This window comes from Serratia sp. BNK-17 (assembly GCF_048684935.1).
In the GTDB taxonomy this organism is placed as follows: domain Bacteria; phylum Pseudomonadota; class Gammaproteobacteria; order Enterobacterales; family Enterobacteriaceae; genus Serratia; species Serratia nematodiphila.
The window spans coordinates 1,774,859-1,792,633 of the sequence record NZ_JBLQTR010000001.1 but is presented as its reverse complement, the minus strand read 5'-3'; the positions used below and the strand labels follow the sequence as shown (position 1 = coordinate 1,792,633).

The following is a 17,775-nucleotide window of genomic DNA, read 5'->3' as shown; positions in this document are numbered from 1 at the left end:
CACGGACATTGCGACGTAACACCGGCAGGTCTTCGGGCTTGGGATTTGCGGGCCGCGGGGCGCGACCGGCAACGGGCGATGACTTCCCATCCTGCAGTGGACAGTGTCTGCGTCGAAACGCTATCGCCGTGACTTCCCCTTACCGCTGCGCGTCAGCTCCGGATTCACACCGGATTCCCTTTTCACTCGCTGCTTGAGGCCGGACGGCAATGCTACGATCAATGCAAATAGATGTCTAGACTGCCATTAATGTTACAAATAATAAACGCGACAAAACTGGACTTCACGGGCTGATTCCCTACAATCCCCGCTGATCAAATTTGCCTGACGAGAAGAAACGCATGACGCCCGAGAATTTGCCTATTGAACGTTACGATGACCAACTGGCGGAGAAAGTCGCCCGCCTGAAGACGTTGATGTCACCGTTCGCGGCGCCCGAGCCGGAAGTGTTCCGCTCGCCAGTCGACCACTACCGCATGCGCGCCGAGTTCCGCATCTGGCACGACGCGGACGACATGTACCACATCATGTTCGATCAGCAGACCAAGCAGCGTATTCGCGTCGATCAATTCCCGGCCGCCAGCGAACTGATCAACCGCCTGATGAGCGCCCTGATCGCCGCGCTGAAACCGGAGCCGATCCTGCGTCACAAGCTGTTCCAGATCGATTATCTGTCGACGCAAAGCGGTAAAATCATCGCCTCGCTGCTGTACCACCGCAAGCTGGATGAAGCTTGGCAGCAGCGCGCCGAGCAACTGCGCGACGAGCTGCGCGCGCAGGGTTTCGACCTGCAGTTGATCGGCCGGGCGTCGAAGACCAAAATCATGCTCGACCAGGATTATGTTGACGAAGTGCTGACGGTCGCCGGCCGCGATATGATCTATCGCCAGGTGGAAAACAGCTTTACTCAACCCAACGCGGCCATGAACGTACAGATGCTGGAATGGGCGCTGGCGGTCACCGCCGGTTCCAAAGGCGATTTACTGGAGCTGTACTGCGGCAACGGCAACTTCTCGCTGGCGTTGGCGCGCAATTTCGAGCGCGTGCTGGCGACCGAGATCGCCAAGCCGTCGGTGGCGGCGGCGCAGTACAACATCGCCGCCAACCATATCGACAATGTGCAAATCATCCGCATGGCGGCAGAAGACTTCACTCAGGCGATGAACGGAGTACGCGAATTCAACCGGTTGAAAGGCATCGATCTGAGCGGCTACAACTGCGAGACGATTTTCGTCGATCCGCCGCGCAGCGGGCTGGACGCGGAAACGGTGAAGATGGTGCAGGCTTACCCGCGCATTCTGTATATTTCATGCAATCCGGAAACGCTGTGCGCCAACCTGGAAACGCTGCAGGCCACGCACCGGGTCAGCCGCCTGGCGCTGTTCGACCAGTTCCCGTATACCCATCACATGGAATGCGGCGTGTTGCTGGAAAAACACCGCTGATACGACAGGGGCGCCATGATGGCGCCCCGTTTCATTACGGCTCTTGAGTCGGCGCATCCAGCGCCTTGCGCGCCTTCAGCTTGACCCCGATCCACAGCACCAGCGCCACACAGATCACCGACGGCAGGAAGTTGGAGCCGATCTGCGGGTATTCGGCGCGCACGATGGCGCTGTACATCAGCAGCCCCAACAGGAAGCAGGCCGCCGCCAGCTTCGGCATGCCGTCCGGCATGGCGCGGTTCAGGTAACGCTGATGCAGACAGTACACCGCCAGCACCAACGCGATCAGCGGGAAGATCGAAAACGGCACCACCGAGCTGAACAGCGCGGCAAAGGAACCGTTGATCGAAAGGCCGGCAATCAACGCCAGCAGTAAGGTGCCATTTTCACGGCCTGGTTTTTCCATCATTTTTTACCTTTTTTATACGTGGGACACAGAAGCTTTTTCTTGTTCGCGACGATACCAGTAATACGCCCCTTTGGAGATCATCCGCAGCTGCAGCACCAGCCGTTCTTCCAGCTGCTGCCGCTGCTCGACGTCGATATCCAGCGCTTCCGCGCCGGCGCTGAACACGATGGTGACCATCGCTTCCGCCTGCGCTTCGGTAAAGCTGCGCGGCATGTGGTTTTCCAACTCGAGGTAGTCCGCCAGTTCGGCGATGAAATGCTGGATCTCGCGCGCCACCGCCGCACGAAATGCCGCCGACGTGCCGGAGCGCTCGCGCAGCAGCAGGCGGAAGGCGTTCGGGTTGTTGCCGATAAATTCCATAAAGGTGGACACCGAGGTGCGGATCACGCTGCCGCCCTTGGCGATGCGTTGGCGCGCCTGGCGCATCAACTGACGCAGCATCAGGCCGCTTTCATCCACCATGGTCAGCCCCAGCTCATCCACGTCGCGGAAATGGCGGTAAAACGACGTGGGCGCGATGCCCGCCTCGCGTGAAACTTCCCGCAGGCTCAGGCTGGCGAAGCTGCGTTCGGCGCTCAGCTGGCTGAATGCGGCTTCGATCAGGGAACGACGAGTCCGTTCTTTTTGTTGTGCTCTGACGCCCATATGCATATCCGGATAGGTTCCATTCTCTCAGTCTAACGCCCTAGACTCGGCAATATAGCAAATTTTATTGCAACAGCATTTATACTAACGCGCTCTATCACACTTCCGCCCTGAGCCGATTGTGCTTTGACTCAAAAAGCCTAATGGTGATTGGGTGAGCAGCGCTATGATGTTAAGATACCGTTGTAATCTTGTATAAAAAAACAGGTCTCTCCTACATGCAACAGCACTATCAATTTGATGCCATAGTGATTGGCTCGGGCCCTGGTGGTGAAGGTGCCGCCATGGGGCTGGTGAAACAGGGCGCCCGTGTGGCCGTTATCGAACGGTACAACAACGTAGGCGGCGGATGTACCCATTGGGGCACCATCCCTTCCAAAGCCCTCCGCCACGCCGTCAGCCGCATTATCGAATTCAACCAGAACCCGCTTTACAACAATTCGCGCACGCTTAGCGCGACCTTCCCTGACATTTTACGCCACGCCGATAACGTCATCAGCCAGCAGACCCGCATGCGCCAAGGGTTCTATGAGCGGAACCAGTGCAAGCTGTTCGCCGGCGACGCGCGCTTCATCGACGCCAACACCGTCAGCGTCAGCTACATGGACGGCACCCAGGACACCATCCGCGCCGATCACATCGTGATCGCCTGCGGCTCGCGTCCTTACCATCCGGCCAGCGTCGATTTCAATCACCCGCGCATCTACGACAGCGATTCCATCCTCGAACTGAGCCATGAGCCGCGCCACGTGATCATTTACGGCGCCGGGGTGATCGGCTGCGAGTATGCGTCTATCTTCCGCGGCCTGAACGTCAAGGTGGATCTGATCAACACCCGCGATCGCCTGCTGGCGTTCCTCGATCAAGAGATGTCGGATTCGCTCTCTTACCACTTCTGGAACAACGGCGTGGTGATCCGCCACAACGAAGAATTCGAGAAGATCGAAGGCACCGAAGACGGCGTGATCGTGCACCTGAAGTCCGGCAAGAAGGTGAAAGCGGACTGCCTGCTGTACGCCAACGGCCGTACCGGCAACACCGATTCGTTGGGGTTGGAGAACGTTGGTCTGGAGTCGGACAGCCGCGGGCTGCTGAAAGTGAACAGCATGTATCAAACCGCGCTGTCGCACATTTATGCGGTCGGTGACGTGATCGGCTATCCGAGCCTGGCTTCCGCCGCCTATGATCAGGGCCGCATCGCGGCACAGGCGATCGCTTCCGGCGAAGCCAGCGGCCACCTAATCGAAGATATCCCGACCGGCATCTACACCATTCCGGAAATCAGCTCCGTCGGCAAAACCGAGCAGGAACTGACCGCGATGAAAGTGCCGTATGAAGTGGGCCGCGCCCAGTTCAAGCATTTGGCACGCGCGCAGATCGCCGGGATGAACGTCGGCAGCCTGAAGATACTGTTCCATCGCGACACCCTGCAGATCCTCGGGATCCACTGCTTCGGCGAGCGTGCGGCGGAGATCATCCACATCGGTCAGGCGATCATGGAACAGAAAGGTGAAGGCAATACCATCGAGTATTTCGTTAATACGACCTTCAACTATCCGACCATGGCCGAAGCCTACCGGGTGGCGGCGCTTAACGGCTTAAACCGCCTGTTTTAACGTGCTGTCGATGTAGCCCTGCATGTGCTCGCGGATCGCTTCGGCCAACTGCTCATAACGGCTGCGCAGTGGGGAACCGGGGCGATACACCAACGCGATGGTGCGCTTCGGTTCCGGCTTGTAGCAATCCAGATAGCACACGCCGTCGCGTTCGCGCTGCGGCGGCACCGCCAGTGACGGCAGCAGGGTAATGCCGCTGCCGGCAGCGACCATATTGCGCAACGTTTCCAGACTGGTGGCGCGGAAGTGAGTATCTTCGTCCGCGCCCGCCTGGAAGCAGAAACCCATCGCCTGATCGCGCAGGCAGTGGCCATCTTCCAGCATCAGCAGCTTCTCTCCCGCTAAATCCGGCATCGCCACGCGCTCGCGCTGCGCCCACGGGTGATCGGAATACACCGCCAGCTTCATCGGTTCATCGAACAGAGGCACTTCGATAAACGCCTCGGTTTCCTTCACCAACGCCAGAATGGCGCAGTCCAGTTTGCCGCTGTCGAGTTGCGCCAGCAGTTGGTGGGTTTGCGCTTCGTGCAGGTACATTTCCAGTTTCGGGAAGGTTTTGTGCAGCGTCGGGATGATCTGCGGCAGCAGATAAGGCCCCACGGTCGGGATCAGGCCGATGTGCAGCGGCCCGGACATGGCTTCGCCCTGCTGGCTGGCCATCTCCTTCAACACTTTCACTTCGCGCAGCACGGTACGCGCCTGCTCCACCAGCAACAGACCCGCCTGGGTGAACAGCACCTTGCGGCTGGTGCGCTCGAGCAGCATGACGCCCAACTCGTCTTCCAGCTTGCGGATCTGCCCGCTCAGCGTGGGCTGGCTCACATGGCATGAATCGGCCGCACGGCGGAAGTGCCGGTGCTCAGCCAAGGCGACCAGATACTCTAAATCACGAATGTTCATTGTTTCCCTCCAATCCATGATAGCTCATGGCGATAGATAAGATAGCAATGAGCGATTAGATCTATCAAGCCCCAGCGACAATAATGTGTCCCAACGAAGCGATATCGCGCTAAATGCTAAAAATTACTTTTCCTAATTAAGGGGTTAATCAATGTTTACCAGTCAAGAAGGCAAGAAAGTTCCTCAGGTTACTTTCCACACCCGTCAGGGCGACCAATGGATTGATGTGACCACTGATGACCTGTTCAAAAACAAAACCGTTATCGTGTTCTCGCTGCCGGGCGCGTTTACGCCGACCTGCTCTTCAAGCCATCTGCCGCGTTACAACGAGCTGTCCAGCGTATTCAAACAACACGGCGTCGACAGCATTCTGTGCGTCTCGGTGAACGACACCTTCGTGATGAACGCCTGGAAAGCCGACCAACATGCGGAAAACATCACCTTCGTGCCGGACGGCAACGGTGAATTCACCAAAGGCATGAACATGCTGGTCGAGAAAGCGGATCTGGGCTTTGGTCCACGCTCTTGGCGCTACTCGATGCTGGTGCGCAACGGCGTGGTCGAGAAAATGTTTGTCGAACCAAACAAGCCGGGCGACCCGTTTGAAGTGTCCGACGCCGATACCATGCTGAAATACCTGGCGCCGGAATTCAAAGTGCAGGAATCGGTCTCCCTGTTCACCAAACCGGGCTGCCCATTCTGCGCCAAAGCCAAGCAGATGCTGCAAGAGCGCGGCATTCAGTATGAAGAGATCGTGCTGGGCAAAGACGCCACCACCGTCAGCCTGCGCGCCGTCAGCGGCCGCGCCACGGTGCCGCAGGTATTCATCGGCGGCCGTCACATCGGCGGCAGCGACGATCTGGAAACCTTCCTGTCAGCTTAATAAGCAATAACAAAGCCAACGTGAACTTTGGCGGGCTACGGCCCGCCTTTTTTTACCTTTCAGGAGCGGATATGAAACTGTTGAACGTTGATGTCGCGGTCATCGGCGGCGGCACCGCAGGGCTCGGCGCCTACCGAGCGGCCAAACTGTCTACCCCCAGCGTGGTGATGATCGAAGGTGGGCCTTATGGCACCACCTGTGCGCGCGTTGGCTGCATGCCATCCAAATTATTGATCGCCGCCGCCGAAGCGGTGCATCAAATCGAACGTGCACCGGGCTTTGGCGTGCACCCAACCGGCAAAACGCGCATCGACGGGCGCGAGGTGATGGCGCGCGTCAAACGCGAACGCGATCGTTTCGTCGGCTTCGTGCTGGAAGGTGTGGACGAGATCCCGGCCGGCGACAAAATTCAGGGCTATGCCCGCTTTATCGACGACAACACGCTGCAGGTCGATGACCATACGCGCATTGTGGCGCAGCGCATCGTGATCGCCACCGGCTCCCGCCCCAGCTGGCCGGCGCCGTGGAACGAGCTGGGCGATCGCCTGATCGTCAACGACGATCTGTTCAACTGGGATGATTTGCCGCAGTCCGTAGCGGTATTCGGCCCCGGCGTCATCGGGCTGGAACTGGGGCAAGCGCTGCACCGCCTCGGCGTCGACACCAAGGTCTTTGGCATCGGCGGCGCCGTCGGGCCGCTCACCGACAGCGCCGTGCGCGACTACGCCGCCAAAGCGCTGGGGGACGAGTTCTATCTCGACGCCGACGTGAAGGTAGAGATGATGCAGCGCGAGGGCGATAAAGTATTTATCCGCTATCAGGATCTGCAGGGCCAACCGCAGGAGATCCTGGTGGACTACGTGCTGGCCGCCACCGGCCGCCGCCCCAACGTCGATCGACTGGGCCTCGAGAACACCGGCCTGCAGCTCGACGCCCGAGGCGTGCCGCTAGCCGACCGCCTGACGATGCAAACCAGCGTGCCGCATATCTTCATCGCCGGCGACGCCAGCAATCAGCTGCCGCTGCTGCATGAAGCCAGCGATCAGGCGCGTATCGCCGGCGCCAACGCCGGCAGTTTCCCGGAGATCAATCCGGGTCTGCGCCGCAGCGCGATTTCGGTGGTGTTCTCCGATCCGCAGATCGCCATGGTCGGCTCGACCTTCCGCGAGCTGAGCGAGAAGTTCAGCGCCTGCGGCTGTTTTGAAGTGGGCAAGGTCTCGTTTGAGAATCAGGGCCGCTCTCGGGTGATGCTGCGCAACAAGGGCGTTCTGCACGTTTACGGCGAACAGGGCACCGGCCGTTTCCTCGGTGCGGAAATGATCGGCCCGGACGCCGAACACATTGCGCACCTGTTGGCCTGGGCGCACCAGCAGCAGATGACCGTCGATCAGATGCTGGACATGCCGTTCTATCATCCGGTGATCGAAGAAGGCTTGCGCACCGCGCTGCGCGACCTGCAGGCGAAGCTCAAACTCGGCGCGGCCGAAATCGAGCGCTGCCAGCGCTGCCCGGGCGAATAACCCCTCATTCTCCATTCATACCCACCGGGCCTTCAGGCCCGGTTTTTTTGCGCAGCACTTTCCACATTTGCCTCCCTCCTCTTGCCTCACGGCCCTCCTGCACGCATTTTTTATGCTTTGGCATTGAAGTGATATCAATAACGACACTAAAATGGAGGACGGAACCAGAATGGAGGAAGAGCATGGAAAAGCATGAACACTATACCTATCGCATCACCTGGTCAGCGAAAGATCGTGAATATGTCGGGCTGTGCGCCGAATTCCCCTCGCTTTCCTGGCTGGCCGCCACGCGTACCGGCGCATTGGAGGGTATCGAGAAAGTCGTGAGCGAAACGATCGCCGATATGCTGGCGCAAGGCGAAACGCCGCCGCAGGCGCTGGCGGAAAAGAACTTCAGCGGAAAACTGGTGTTGCGCATGACGCCGGAACAGCATCGCCGGCTGGCGATTGGCGCGATGGAGGAAGGCGTGAGCCTGAACCGTTATCTGTGCGCCCGCCTGGCGGGGTAGAGGTTCAAGGGCGGCGCCAGGCCGCCCTTGTCGTCGTCAAGCCAAACGCTGTTTCGCTGCGGCGATTGCCGCGGCCACCTGCTGCGGCGCGACGCCGCCTTTGGCCGCACGTTTGTCCAGGCAGGATTGCAACGCCAGGATCGGGTAGACATCGTCAGCGATCGTCGCGCTGAACTGCTGCAAATCCGCCAGCGGCAGCGCTTCCAGCGGTTTGCCCTGGCGAATCGCTTCTACCACTGCCTCACCGACGATATGGTGCGCTTCGCGGAATGGCACGCCCTTGGCGACCAGGTAATCCGCCAGCTCGGTGGCGTTGGCATAGCCCTGCTCCGCCGCTTCCTGGCAGCGCGGGCGCTTCACCTGAATGCCGTCCAGCACCAGCGCCGCCATCTGCAGGCAGTCCATCCAGGTGTCGAGCGCGTCGAACAACCCTTCTTTGTCTTCCTGCATGTCTTTGTTGTACGCCAGCGGCAGGCCTTTCAGCGTCATCATCATGCCGGTCAGCGCGCCCTGTACGCGGCCGCACTTGCCGCGGATCAGCTCCAGCGCGTCCGGGTTTTTCTTCTGCGGCATCAACGAAGAGCCGGAGGTCACGCGATCGGACAGCTCGACAAACGCCGCCTCGCCGCTGTTGAAGAAGATCAGATCTTCGGCGAAGCGCGACAGGTGCACCATGCTGATGGCGGCGTTGGACAGCAGTTCCAACACGTGATCGCGATCGGATACGCTGTCCAGGCTGTTGCGGGTCGCCGAGGCGAAGCCCAGCCAGCCGGCCAGTTGCTCGCGATCGATAGGATAAGCAGTGCCGGCCAGCGCGCCGCTGCCCAGCGGGCTGACGTCCAGCCGTTTCAGGGTATCCTGCAGGCGGCTTTCATCGCGCGCCAGCATCTCGACATAGGCCAGGCACCAGTGCGCGAAAGTCACCGGCTGCGCGCGTTGCAGGTGGGTATACCCCGGCATCACCGCATCCTGGTTAGCTTCGGCGGTCTCCACCAGCGCCTGCTGCAGCTGGACGATCGCCTGATGCAGATCGCCTATCTGCTGTTTGCACCACAGCTTCAGATCGGTCGCGACCTGATCGTTGCGGCTGCGGCCGGTGTGCAGCTTCTTGCCCAAATCGCCGACCTTCTCGATCAGCTTCTGCTCCACCCAGCTGTGGATGTCTTCGGCATCGCTTTGGACGATCGCCAAAGGATCGGCCTGGACTTCCGTCAGCAAGGCATTCAGCGCCTGCTCCAGCTGCTGTTGCTCCGTTGCCGTCAACACGTTAACGGTCACCAGCGCCTTCGACCAGGCCACCGAGCCCACGATATCTTGCTCCGCCAGGCGATAATCGAACCGCAGCGAATCGTTGAGTTGCTTGAACCGCTGATCCGCCGCCTGAGTGAACCGTCCGCCCCAAAGTGCCATACCTTTACTCCTGAATTTTTATGCGAAAGGGCGCAGCATGCTGCGCCCTTGCAGAGTCACGCCAATCGGTTATTTATTCTTTTTCTCGTTCAACGCGCGGATGCGTGAAGACAGAGAGAACAGGCGGATAAAGCCGCCCGCGTGGCTGTGATCGTAAACTTCGTCTTCGCCGAAGGTGGCGAACTCTTCGGAGTACAGGCTGTTGGCGGATTTTTTCTGGGTCGCCGTCACCTGGCCTTTGTACAGCTGCAGCACCACTTCGCCGTTCACCTCTTCAGCCAATGCTTCGGCAGAAGCCTGCAGCGAGCGGCGCAGCGGCGCGAACCAACGGCCGTCGTACACCACATAGGACATCTCCAGGCCCAGCTGCTCGCGCCATTTGAAGCTGTCGCGGTCCAGCACCAGCTGCTCGACGGCGCGCAGCGCCGCCACCATGATGGTGCCCCCCGGGGTCTCATAGCAGCCGCGGGATTTGATGCCCACCAGACGGTTTTCCACGATGTCGATCCGGCCGACGCCGTGCTTGGCGCCCAGCGCGTTCAGGGTTTCCAGGCACTGGTACGGCGACAGCGCTTTACCGTTAACCGCCACGACGCGGCCTTTCTCGACGGTGACGGTCACCTGCTCAGGCTGGTCCGGCGCTTCCTGCGGATCGACGGTCCATACCCAGCAATCCTTATTTGGCGCGTTCCACGGGCTTTCCAGCACGCCGCCTTCGGTGGAGATGTGCCAGGCGTTCTCATCGCGGCTGTAGATTTTCTCCAGCGATGCGGTGGTCGGGATATTGCGCTCTTTCAGGTAATCCAGCAGCGCTTCACGGGAACGCAGGTTCCACTCGCGCCACGGCGCTACCACTTTCAGCTGCGGCGCCAGCGCGGTGTAAGTGGTTTCGAAACGCACCTGATCGTTGCCTTTGCCGGTTGCGCCGTGGCACAGCGCGTCCGCGCCCACTTTCAACGCCAACTCGACCTGCGCCTTGGCGATGATCGGCCGCGCCATTGAGGTGCCCAGCAGGTAGCTGCCTTCGTACAGGGCGCCGGTCTGCAGCACCGGATAAACGTAATCGCGGATAAATTCTTCACGCAGATCGACCACGTGACATTCAGAGGCACCGGACTGCAGGGCTTTTTGCTCCACGCCTTCCAGATCGCTGCGCTCCTGGCCGATGTCCGCCACGAACGCCACCACTTCACAGCCGCCGTAGTTCTCTTTCAGCCATGGAATGATGGCCGAGGTATCCAGGCCGCCGGAGTACGCCAGAACGATTTTTTTGATGCCTTGGTTTTGCATGATCTATTCCTTTCTAATTCTAAAATTAAGCGAGGATCCGGGTGCCAATCGACACGCCGTTAAACAAAGCAGGAAGCTGATCGGCATGGCGCCAGCTGGCGATATCCACCGGGCGGCCGAGGGTGCGGGCGGCGTCGAGCGCCGCATTCACCTTCACCACCATACCATCGGTGATGATGCCTTGCGCGATCAGTTGTTCCGCTTTTTGCGCCGTCATTTCCGCAATGCGTTGGCCCTTGCCGTCGAGGATGCCGCTGACGTCCGACAGCAGGATCAGATCCGCCCCCAGCGTCGCCGCCAGCGCCGTCGCCGCCTGATCGGCGTTCACGTTCATTAACTGCCCTTCGGCGGTGATGCCGATGGAGCTGATAACCGGCAGGTAGCCGGCGCCCAGCAGGGTATTGAGCAGCGCGGGCGAGCCGGGCTGCGCGTTGCCGACGTGGCCCAATGCCGGATCGAGTTGGGTCACGACTGCGCTGCCGCCGTCCGCCAGGCTCAGGCCAACGGCGTTGATTTGATGCTTAATCGCCCACGCCAGCAGCGTTTTGTTGGCGGTGCCGGCCAGCGCGCCGGTGATGATGTCGATCTGATCGGCCGGCGTGACGCGCAGGCCGTTCTTTTTCACCACAGGTAAAGCGAGCTGCTTCATCAGCTCGTCCACCACGCAGCCGCCGCCGTGCACGATCACCAGCGGACGCTGATGCTGCTGCCGATAGCTGTCCAACGCGGTAAACAGACGCTCCAGCGCTTCTTCACTGTCTAATAACACGCCACCTAACTTGATAATTAACGGGTTCATTGCTGTTTACTCACGCTGGTTTAAAAGAGTGATTGGGTTTCCGGGAAGCCGAAACGGATATTCAGGCATTGCACCGCCTGCGCCGCCGCGCCTTTCAGCAGGTTATCTTCCGCCGCCACGGCGATCAGATGCTCGCCCTGCACCGCAAAACCGATGTCGCAGAACGGCAGCCCCACCACCGCTTTCAGCGCCGGCACGCCCTGGTCGTACAGCCGCACCAGCGGCTTGTCGTCATAGGCGGCATGATAGGCGGCGGCCACGTCCTGCGCGGTTACGCCGGCTTTCAGGCGGCAGGTGATGGTTTCAAGAATGCCGCGCGGGAAATTGCCCAGGTGCGGCGTAAAGATGACCGGCACGCCCAGGTGCGCGGCGATCTCCGGCTGGTGCCGGTGAGTGAAAATACCGTACGGCTGCAGGCTCACTTCGCAGAAACTGGTGGTCATGCTGGCCTTGCGCCCGGCGCCGCTGACGCCGCTGGTGGCGTTGATCACCGGCCACTGGTCGAGGTTCAGCAGTTGCTTTTCGATCAACGGTTTCAGCGCCAGCTGCGCCGCCGTCGGGTAGCAGCCCGGCACCGCGATCAGCTGCGCCTGTTTGATCTTGTCGCTCTGCCACTCCGCCAGGCCGTACACCGCCTGCTCCAGCAGGGCGCCATGCTGATGCTCGAAACCGTAGTACTGGGTATAAAAACCGGCGTCCTGCACGCGGAAGGCGCCGGACAGATCGAACACCACGCAGCCTGCCGCCAGGAAGGCCGGTGCGATATCGTGGCTGACTTCATGAGCGGTGGCGAGGAACACCACGTCGATGCCCTGCGCCGCCTTGGCGACATCGGTCAACGGCTGCAGCGGCAGATCGACGATGCCTTTCAACTGGGGATGGAGATCGGAAAGCAACTTTCCTGCATCTGCACTTTGCGCTGAAACCGCTAAAGCGGTTATGTTCATGTGTGGGTGGCGATTCAGGTAAGCCGTGAGCTCCGCTCCGGCGTAACCGCTGGCACCAACGATCAGCGTATTCAACATGTGGCCTTTCACCTTCTAAACTGACGTGCGGTCGCTTGCGACCCAGGTAACAGGGCTAGCCAGCGTTGTTGCGCCGTTCACCCACGGAGCCAGGCGTTGATGCTTTTATAAACATCCGGGCATCGGGTTCCCTTACGCTTCGGCTTACTGTATTTTTATTCAAAATAAATGCATGAATATTGATACTATCCTAACCTAAGGCTGTCAACAGTGAAGATGAAATTACCTCCATTTATTGAGCTGTACCGGGCGTTGATCGCCACTCCGTCAATCAGCGCCACCGATGCCGGCCTCGATCAGAGCAATGAGGCGTTAATCAACTTGCTGGCCGGATGGTTTGCCGACCTGGGCTTTCGCGTCGACGTGCAGCCGGTGCCGGAGTCGCGCCACAAATTCAACCTGCTGGCCAGCATCGGCGAAGGCAGCGGCGGCCTGCTGCTGGCCGGCCACACCGATACGGTGCCTTACGACGAAGGCCGCTGGACGCGCGATCCCTTCACCCTGACCGAGCACGACAACAAGCTCTACGGGCTGGGCACCGCCGACATGAAAGGCTTCTTCGCCTTTATTCTGGATGCGGTGCGCGATATCGACGCGAGCAAGCTGACCAAGCCGCTGTACATTTTAGCCACCGCAGATGAAGAAACGACGATGGCCGGCGCGCGTTATTTCGCCGCCTCCACCGCCATTCGGCCGGATTTCGCCATCATCGGCGAGCCGACCTCGCTGCAGCCGGTGCGCGCGCACAAGGGCCACATGGCCAATGCCATTCGCATCGTCGGCCAGTCCGGCCACTCCAGCGATCCGGCGCGCGGCGTCAACGCCATCGATCTGATGCACGAGTCCATCGGCCGCCTGATGGAGCTGCGCAAGACCCTGCAGGAGCGCTACAACAACCCGGCGTTCGCCGTGCCTTATCCCACCATGAACTTCGGCCATATCAGCGGCGGTGACGCGGCCAACCGCATCTGCGCCTGCTGCGAACTGCACCTGGATATCCGCCCGCTGCCCGGCATGACGCTCGACAACATCAACGAACTGATGCATCAGGCGCTGGAGCCGGTAAGCCAACGCTGGCCGGGCCGCCTGACCATCGAAGAGCTGCACGCGTCGGTGCCGGGCTACGAGTGCCCGACCGACCACCGCATGGTGGCGGTGATCGAGGAGCTGCTGGGCACCCGCACGCAGGTGGTCAACTACTGCACCGAAGCGCCGTTCGTGCAACAGGTATGCCCGACCCTGGTGCTCGGTCCCGGCTCCATCGATCAGGCCCACCAGCCGGACGAGTACATCGACACCGCGTTTATCGAACCGACGCGCAAACTGTTGGGTCAGCTGGTCAATCACTTTTGCCGGCAATAAACCCGACATTTAACAGGGGAAATGCTTTATGCTTCCCCTAACTCAAAATAAGTAGAAAACGGCGAAATAAGCCGTGCTGATAACCGACGCGCCGTAATTAAATTTCAGAAAATGCGCCGATTTTGATGTTTTTTTGCTAAAAATAGTGTCAATTGACGATTGGACAGGAACGCGATGTGATCAGGCAGGCGGTCTGCGCCTGACGCGTGAAATTTATTTACAAGATAAAAATCATACAGAACTGGGTCAGGGGTTATATGAACGAACAATATTCGGCAATGCGCAGTAATGTCAGTATGCTCGGCAAATTGCTCGGCGATACCATCAAAGAAGCGCTGGGTGAGCATATTCTCGATCGCGTTGAGACCATCCGTAAGCTTTCCAAATCCTCACGCGCCGGCAACGAAGCGCATCGCCAGGAGCTGCTCTCCACCCTGCAGAACCTGTCCAACGACGAGCTGCTGCCGGTGGCGCGCGCCTTCAGCCAGTTCCTCAACCTGACCAACGTCGCCGAGCAGTACCACAGCATTTCGCCCAACGGCGAGGCCGCCAGCAACCCGGAAGCGCTGGCTCAACTGTTCAGCCGTCTCAAAGACAAAAAGCTCAGCGACAAAGAGCTGCAGCACGCGGTATCGCAACTCTCCATCGAGCTGGTGCTGACGGCGCACCCGACGGAGATCACCCGTCGCACCCTGATCCACAAGCTGGTGGAGGTCAACACCTGCCTCAGCCAGCTCGATCACAACGATCTGGCCGACTACGAGCGCAACAAGATCATGCGCCGCCTGCGCCAGCTGGTGGCCCAGTCGTGGCACACCGATGAAATTCGCAAACACCGCCCTTCCCCGATCGACGAAGCCAAATGGGGCTTTGCGGTGGTGGAAAACAGCCTGTGGGAAGGCGTGCCGGCATTCCTGCGCGAATTCAACGAACAGCTGGAAAACTCCATCGATTACAGCCTGCCGGTGGAAGCGGTGCCGGTGCGCTTCACCTCCTGGATGGGCGGCGACCGCGACGGCAACCCGAACGTCACCGCCGAAATTACCCGCCATGTGCTGCTGCTCAGCCGCTGGAAAGCCTGCGACCTGTTCACCCGCGACATCCAGGTGCTGGTCTCTGAGCTGTCGATGACCGAATGCACCCCGGAGCTGCGCGCCCGCGCCGGCGGCGATGAGGTGCAGGAGCCGTACCGCGAAATCATGAAGCAGCTGCGCAGCCAGCTGATGAGTTCCCAGGCTTATCTGGAAGGCCGCCTGAAGGGCGAGCGCGTGCTGAAACCGCACGACCTGCTGGTGAACAACGAGCAGCTGTGGGAGCCGCTGTATGCCTGCTACCAGTCGCTGCAGGCCTGCGGCATGGGCATCATCGCCAACGGTCAACTGCTGGATACCCTGCGCCGCGTGCGCTGCTTCGGCGTGCCGCTGGTGCGCATCGACGTGCGTCAGGAGAGCACCCGCCATACCGAAGCCATCGCCGAGCTGACCCGCTATCTGGGGCTTGGCGACTATGAAAGCTGGTCGGAAGCCGATAAACAGGCGTTCCTGATCCGCGAGCTGAACTCCAAACGCCCGCTGGTGCCGCTGAAATGGCAACCGAGCGCCGACACCCAGGAAGTGCTGGAAACCTGCCGGGTGATCGCCGAAGCGCCGCAGGGCTCGATCGCCGCCTATGTGATTTCGATGGCGCGCACGCCTTCCGACGTGCTGGCGGTGCACCTGCTGCTGAAAGAGGCCGGCTGCCCGTTCGCGCTGCCGGTCGCCCCACTGTTCGAAACCCTCGACGATCTGAACAACGCCGACGACGTGATGACCCAGTTGCTTAACATCGACTGGTATCGCGGCTTCATCCAGGGCAAACAGATGGTGATGATCGGCTATTCCGACTCGGCGAAAGACGCCGGCGTGATGGCGGCTTCCTGGGCGCAGTACCGCGCGCAGGACGCGCTGATCAAAACCTGTGAAAAGGCCGGCGTGGCGCTAACGCTGTTCCACGGCCGCGGCGGTTCCATCGGCCGCGGCGGCGCTCCGGCGCATGCGGCGCTGCTGTCGCAGCCGCCGGGCAGCCTGAAGGGCGGCCTGCGCGTCACCGAACAGGGCGAGATGATCCGCTTCAAGTTCGGCCTGCCGGAAGTCACCATCAGCAGCCTGGCGCTGTATGCCGGCGCGATCCTCGAGGCCAACCTGCTGCCGCCGCCGGAACCGAAGAAAGAATGGCGGGCGCTGATGGACGACCTGTCCGAGACCTCCTGCCGGATGTATCGCGGCTACGTGCGTGAAAACCCGGACTTCGTGCCTTACTTCCGCGCGGCCACGCCGGAGCTGGAGCTGGGCAAACTGCCGCTGGGTTCACGCCCGGCCAAGCGCAAGCCAAACGGCGGCGTGGAGAGCCTGCGCGCCATTCCGTGGATCTTCGCCTGGACGCAGAACCGCCTGATGCTGCCGGCCTGGCTCGGCGCCGGCGCCGGATTGCAGGAAGCGGTGAAAGCCGGCAAGCAGGCGGAGCTGGAGGCGATGTGTCGCGATTGGCCGTTCTTCTCCACCCGCATCGCCATGCTGGAAATGGTGTTCGCCAAGGCCGACCTGTGGCTGGCGGAATACTACGATCAGCGCCTGGTGGATAAATCGTTGTGGCCGCTGGGCCAACAGCTGCGCGATCAGCTGGAAAGCGACATCAAGGTAGTGCTGACCATCGCCAACGATGCGCACCTGATGGAAGACCTGCCGTGGATCGCCGAATCCATCGCGCTGCGCAACGTCTATACCGACCCGCTGAACGTCTTGCAGGCCGAGCTGCTGCACCGTTCGCGTCAGCAGGAGCAGCCGGACGCCCGCGTGGAGCAGGCGCTGATGGTCACCATCGCCGGCGTCGCCGCCGGGATGCGCAACACCGGCTAGTGAGCCTCATCGCGGCCCCGTTTATCGGGGCCGTTTTTTATGCCTTCCCCCACAAAAAAAGGGCGCCGCGGTAAAGCGACGCCCTTTTTCAATGGAACAAGCCCGTCAGGCGGCGGCCACCGGGCGCACGCCCAGCGTGTGGCAGATGGCGTAGCTCATCTCGGCGCGGTTCAGGGTATAGAAGTGGAAATCTTTCACCCCTTCGCGGCTGAGGATCTTCACCATGTCCATGGCGATGTTGGCGCCGACCATTTTGCGGGTCTCCGCATCGTCGTCCAGCCCTTCGAACATGCTGGTCATCCAGCTCGGCACCCGCACGTTGGTCATGGTGGCGAAGCGCTGCAGCTGCTTGAAGTTGGACACCGGCAGAATGCCCGGCACGATTTCCACGTCGATACCGGCGGTGACGCAGCGGTCGCGAAAGCGCAGGTAGCTCTCAACGTCGAAGAAGAACTGAGTGATGGCGCGACTGGCGCCGGCGTCGATCTTGCGTTTCAGGTTAATCAAATCGGCCTGGGCGCTCTTCGCCTCCGGGTGCACTTCCGGGTAGGCGGCGACGGAAATGTCGAAGTCGCCCACGTCTTTCAGCAGCGCCACCAGATCGGTCGCGTACATGTCCGGCTTGCCGCCGCCCGGCGGCAGATCGCCGCGCAGCGCCACGATATGGCGGATGCCGCTGTTCCAGTAATCGGTCGCGATGTCGCGCAGCTGCGCCGGGCTGGCATCGATGCAGGTCAGGTGCGGCGCCGCCTCCAGGCCGGTGCGTTCCTTGATCCCTTTGATGATGCTGTGGGTGCGATCGCGCTCGCCGGAGTTGGCGCCGTAGGTGACGGAAACGAATTTAGGCTTGAGGATGCTCAGACGATCGATCGACTGCCACAGGGTCTCTTCCATCTCGCTAGTGCGTGGCGGGAAGAACTCGAATGATACGTTAATCTGGCCGTTCAACTCCGCCAGACTCTGATTCAGCGCTTCCCGCTGGTTTGCGTGGAAAAAACTCATACCCTGCTCACCTCTTATCGATCACTGTTTTTATTTCATCTTGATGAGCGTCTATACGTTTAGACG

15 protein-coding genes and 1 riboswitch are annotated in these 17,775 nt (G+C 60.5%); of the genes, 7 read left to right on the top strand and 8 right to left on the bottom strand.

The genetic code is table 11. The annotated features are described in order from the left end of the window. Nucleotides 1–5 precede the first annotated feature (5 nt). Nucleotides 6–219: riboswitch (cobalamin riboswitch) on the bottom strand. Nucleotides 220–341: 122 nt separating this feature from the next. After that, nucleotides 342–1,445 carry a tRNA (uridine(54)-C5)-methyltransferase TrmA gene (gene trmA, locus ACMGF7_RS08585; RefSeq protein ID WP_049299579.1) on the top strand — a complete coding sequence of 368 codons (1,104 nt, stop codon included), beginning with the start codon at nucleotides 342–344 and terminating at the stop codon, nucleotides 1,443–1,445. 34 nt (nucleotides 1,446–1,479) lie between these two features. Here the strand turns inward: trmA and ACMGF7_RS08580 are convergent, their stop codons facing one another. Beyond that, nucleotides 1,480–1,851, bottom strand: a complete 372-nt coding sequence (locus ACMGF7_RS08580; protein ID WP_004931042.1) for a YijD family membrane protein — start codon at nucleotides 1,849–1,851, stop codon at nucleotides 1,480–1,482. Between the two features lie 15 nt (nucleotides 1,852–1,866). Then, nucleotides 1,867–2,499, bottom strand: a complete 633-nt coding sequence (fabR, locus tag ACMGF7_RS08575; protein WP_004931044.1) for an HTH-type transcriptional repressor FabR — start codon at nucleotides 2,497–2,499, stop codon at nucleotides 1,867–1,869. Between the two features lie 218 nt (nucleotides 2,500–2,717). Here fabR and sthA point away from each other — a divergent pair, with 218 nt between their 5' ends. Continuing rightward, nucleotides 2,718–4,115, top strand: coding sequence for a Si-specific NAD(P)(+) transhydrogenase (sthA, locus tag ACMGF7_RS08570; RefSeq protein ID WP_004931047.1), 1,398 nt, complete (start codon nucleotides 2,718–2,720; stop codon nucleotides 4,113–4,115). On the opposite strand, the gene oxyR is transcribed toward sthA, so the two are convergent. Beyond that, nucleotides 4,098–5,015: a DNA-binding transcriptional regulator OxyR gene (oxyR, locus tag ACMGF7_RS08565; RefSeq protein ID WP_004931048.1), complete on the bottom strand. Its 918-nt coding sequence runs from the start codon at nucleotides 5,013–5,015 to the stop codon at nucleotides 4,098–4,100. The genes sthA and oxyR overlap by 18 nt on opposite strands. 151 nt (nucleotides 5,016–5,166) lie before the next feature. Here oxyR and ACMGF7_RS08560 point away from each other — a divergent pair, with 151 nt between their 5' ends. The 3 genes from ACMGF7_RS08560 (at nucleotide 5,167) to ACMGF7_RS08550 (ending at nucleotide 7,927) form a co-directional block, all read left to right on the top strand. After that, nucleotides 5,167–5,898: a glutathione peroxidase gene (locus tag ACMGF7_RS08560; protein ID WP_015379403.1), complete on the top strand. Its 732-nt coding sequence runs from the start codon at nucleotides 5,167–5,169 to the stop codon at nucleotides 5,896–5,898. A gap of 71 nt (nucleotides 5,899–5,969) precedes the next feature. After that, nucleotides 5,970–7,418 carry a dihydrolipoyl dehydrogenase gene (locus tag ACMGF7_RS08555; RefSeq protein WP_197764044.1) on the top strand — a complete coding sequence of 483 codons (1,449 nt, stop codon included), beginning with the start codon at nucleotides 5,970–5,972 and terminating at the stop codon, nucleotides 7,416–7,418. 182 nt (nucleotides 7,419–7,600) lie between these two features. Further along, nucleotides 7,601–7,927, top strand: coding sequence for a type II toxin-antitoxin system HicB family antitoxin (locus ACMGF7_RS08550; protein ID WP_420286417.1), 327 nt, complete (start codon nucleotides 7,601–7,603; stop codon nucleotides 7,925–7,927). Nucleotides 7,928–7,963: 36 nt separating this feature from the next. Here ACMGF7_RS08550 and argH read toward each other — a convergent pair whose 3' ends face one another. The 4 genes from argH to argC all read right to left on the bottom strand — a co-directional run bounded on the left by argH (nucleotide 7,964) and on the right by argC (nucleotide 12,451). Then, the gene (argH, locus tag ACMGF7_RS08545; RefSeq protein WP_015379406.1) at nucleotides 7,964–9,337 is read right to left on the bottom strand and encodes an argininosuccinate lyase; all 1,374 of its coding nucleotides are present in this window, start codon (nucleotides 9,335–9,337) and stop codon (nucleotides 7,964–7,966) included. A gap of 69 nt (nucleotides 9,338–9,406) precedes the next feature. Continuing rightward, on the bottom strand, nucleotides 9,407–10,627 hold the full coding sequence (locus ACMGF7_RS08540; protein WP_019452247.1) for an argininosuccinate synthase: 1,221 nt from the start codon (nucleotides 10,625–10,627) through the stop codon (nucleotides 9,407–9,409). Between the two features lie 25 nt (nucleotides 10,628–10,652). Beyond that, complete coding sequence (argB, locus tag ACMGF7_RS08535) at nucleotides 10,653–11,426, bottom strand: acetylglutamate kinase (RefSeq protein WP_015379408.1); 774 nt, start codon at nucleotides 11,424–11,426, stop codon at nucleotides 10,653–10,655. A gap of 20 nt (nucleotides 11,427–11,446) precedes the next feature. After that, nucleotides 11,447–12,451, bottom strand: coding sequence for an N-acetyl-gamma-glutamyl-phosphate reductase (argC, locus tag ACMGF7_RS08530; RefSeq protein ID WP_273890426.1), 1,005 nt, complete (start codon nucleotides 12,449–12,451; stop codon nucleotides 11,447–11,449). Nucleotides 12,452–12,667: 216 nt separating this feature from the next. Between argC and argE the strand changes: the two genes are divergently transcribed. Together argE and ppc are read left to right on the top strand one after the other, a co-directional pair. Then, the gene (gene argE, locus ACMGF7_RS08525; protein WP_015379410.1) at nucleotides 12,668–13,813 is read left to right on the top strand and encodes an acetylornithine deacetylase; all 1,146 of its coding nucleotides are present in this window, start codon (nucleotides 12,668–12,670) and stop codon (nucleotides 13,811–13,813) included. Between the two features lie 257 nt (nucleotides 13,814–14,070). Further along, a complete protein-coding gene (gene ppc / locus ACMGF7_RS08520) occupies nucleotides 14,071–16,707 on the top strand; it encodes a phosphoenolpyruvate carboxylase (RefSeq protein WP_004931070.1) in 2,637 nt (878 codons plus the stop codon). Between the two features lie 105 nt (nucleotides 16,708–16,812). Here the strand turns inward: ppc and metF are convergent, their stop codons facing one another. After that, nucleotides 16,813–17,709 (bottom strand): methylenetetrahydrofolate reductase, encoded by an 897-nt coding sequence (gene metF / locus ACMGF7_RS08515; protein WP_043140967.1) that lies wholly within the window; start codon nucleotides 17,707–17,709, stop codon nucleotides 16,813–16,815. Nucleotides 17,710–17,775: the final 66 nt, after the last annotated feature.

What these genes read in the sequence shown, in the direction of transcription:
- argC (WP_273890426.1), bottom strand. Translation starts at nt 12,451, where the DNA reads ATGTTGAATACGCTGATCGTTGGTGCCAGCGGTTACGCCGGAGCGGAG.
- ACMGF7_RS08540 (WP_019452247.1), bottom strand. Translation starts at nt 10,627, where the DNA reads ATGCAAAACCAAGGCATCAAAAAAATCGTTCTGGCGTACTCCGGCGGC.
- argE (WP_015379410.1), top strand. Translation starts at nt 12,668, where the DNA reads ATGAAATTACCTCCATTTATTGAGCTGTACCGGGCGTTGATCGCCACT.
- trmA (WP_049299579.1), top strand. Translation starts at nt 342, where the DNA reads ATGACGCCCGAGAATTTGCCTATTGAACGTTACGATGACCAACTGGCG.
- fabR (WP_004931044.1), bottom strand. Translation starts at nt 2,499, where the DNA reads ATGGGCGTCAGAGCACAACAAAAAGAACGGACTCGTCGTTCCCTGATC.
- oxyR (WP_004931048.1), bottom strand. Translation starts at nt 5,015, where the DNA reads ATGAACATTCGTGATTTAGAGTATCTGGTCGCCTTGGCTGAGCACCGG.
- ACMGF7_RS08560 (WP_015379403.1), top strand. Translation starts at nt 5,167, where the DNA reads ATGTTTACCAGTCAAGAAGGCAAGAAAGTTCCTCAGGTTACTTTCCAC.
- ppc (WP_004931070.1), top strand. Translation starts at nt 14,071, where the DNA reads ATGAACGAACAATATTCGGCAATGCGCAGTAATGTCAGTATGCTCGGC.
- sthA (WP_004931047.1), top strand. Translation starts at nt 2,718, where the DNA reads ATGCAACAGCACTATCAATTTGATGCCATAGTGATTGGCTCGGGCCCT.
- ACMGF7_RS08555 (WP_197764044.1), top strand. Translation starts at nt 5,970, where the DNA reads ATGAAACTGTTGAACGTTGATGTCGCGGTCATCGGCGGCGGCACCGCA.
- argB (WP_015379408.1), bottom strand. Translation starts at nt 11,426, where the DNA reads ATGAACCCGTTAATTATCAAGTTAGGTGGCGTGTTATTAGACAGTGAA.
- ACMGF7_RS08580 (WP_004931042.1), bottom strand. Translation starts at nt 1,851, where the DNA reads ATGGAAAAACCAGGCCGTGAAAATGGCACCTTACTGCTGGCGTTGATT.
- argH (WP_015379406.1), bottom strand. Translation starts at nt 9,337, where the DNA reads ATGGCACTTTGGGGCGGACGGTTCACTCAGGCGGCGGATCAGCGGTTC.
- ACMGF7_RS08550 (WP_420286417.1), top strand. Translation starts at nt 7,601, where the DNA reads ATGGAAAAGCATGAACACTATACCTATCGCATCACCTGGTCAGCGAAA.
- metF (WP_043140967.1), bottom strand. Translation starts at nt 17,709, where the DNA reads ATGAGTTTTTTCCACGCAAACCAGCGGGAAGCGCTGAATCAGAGTCTG.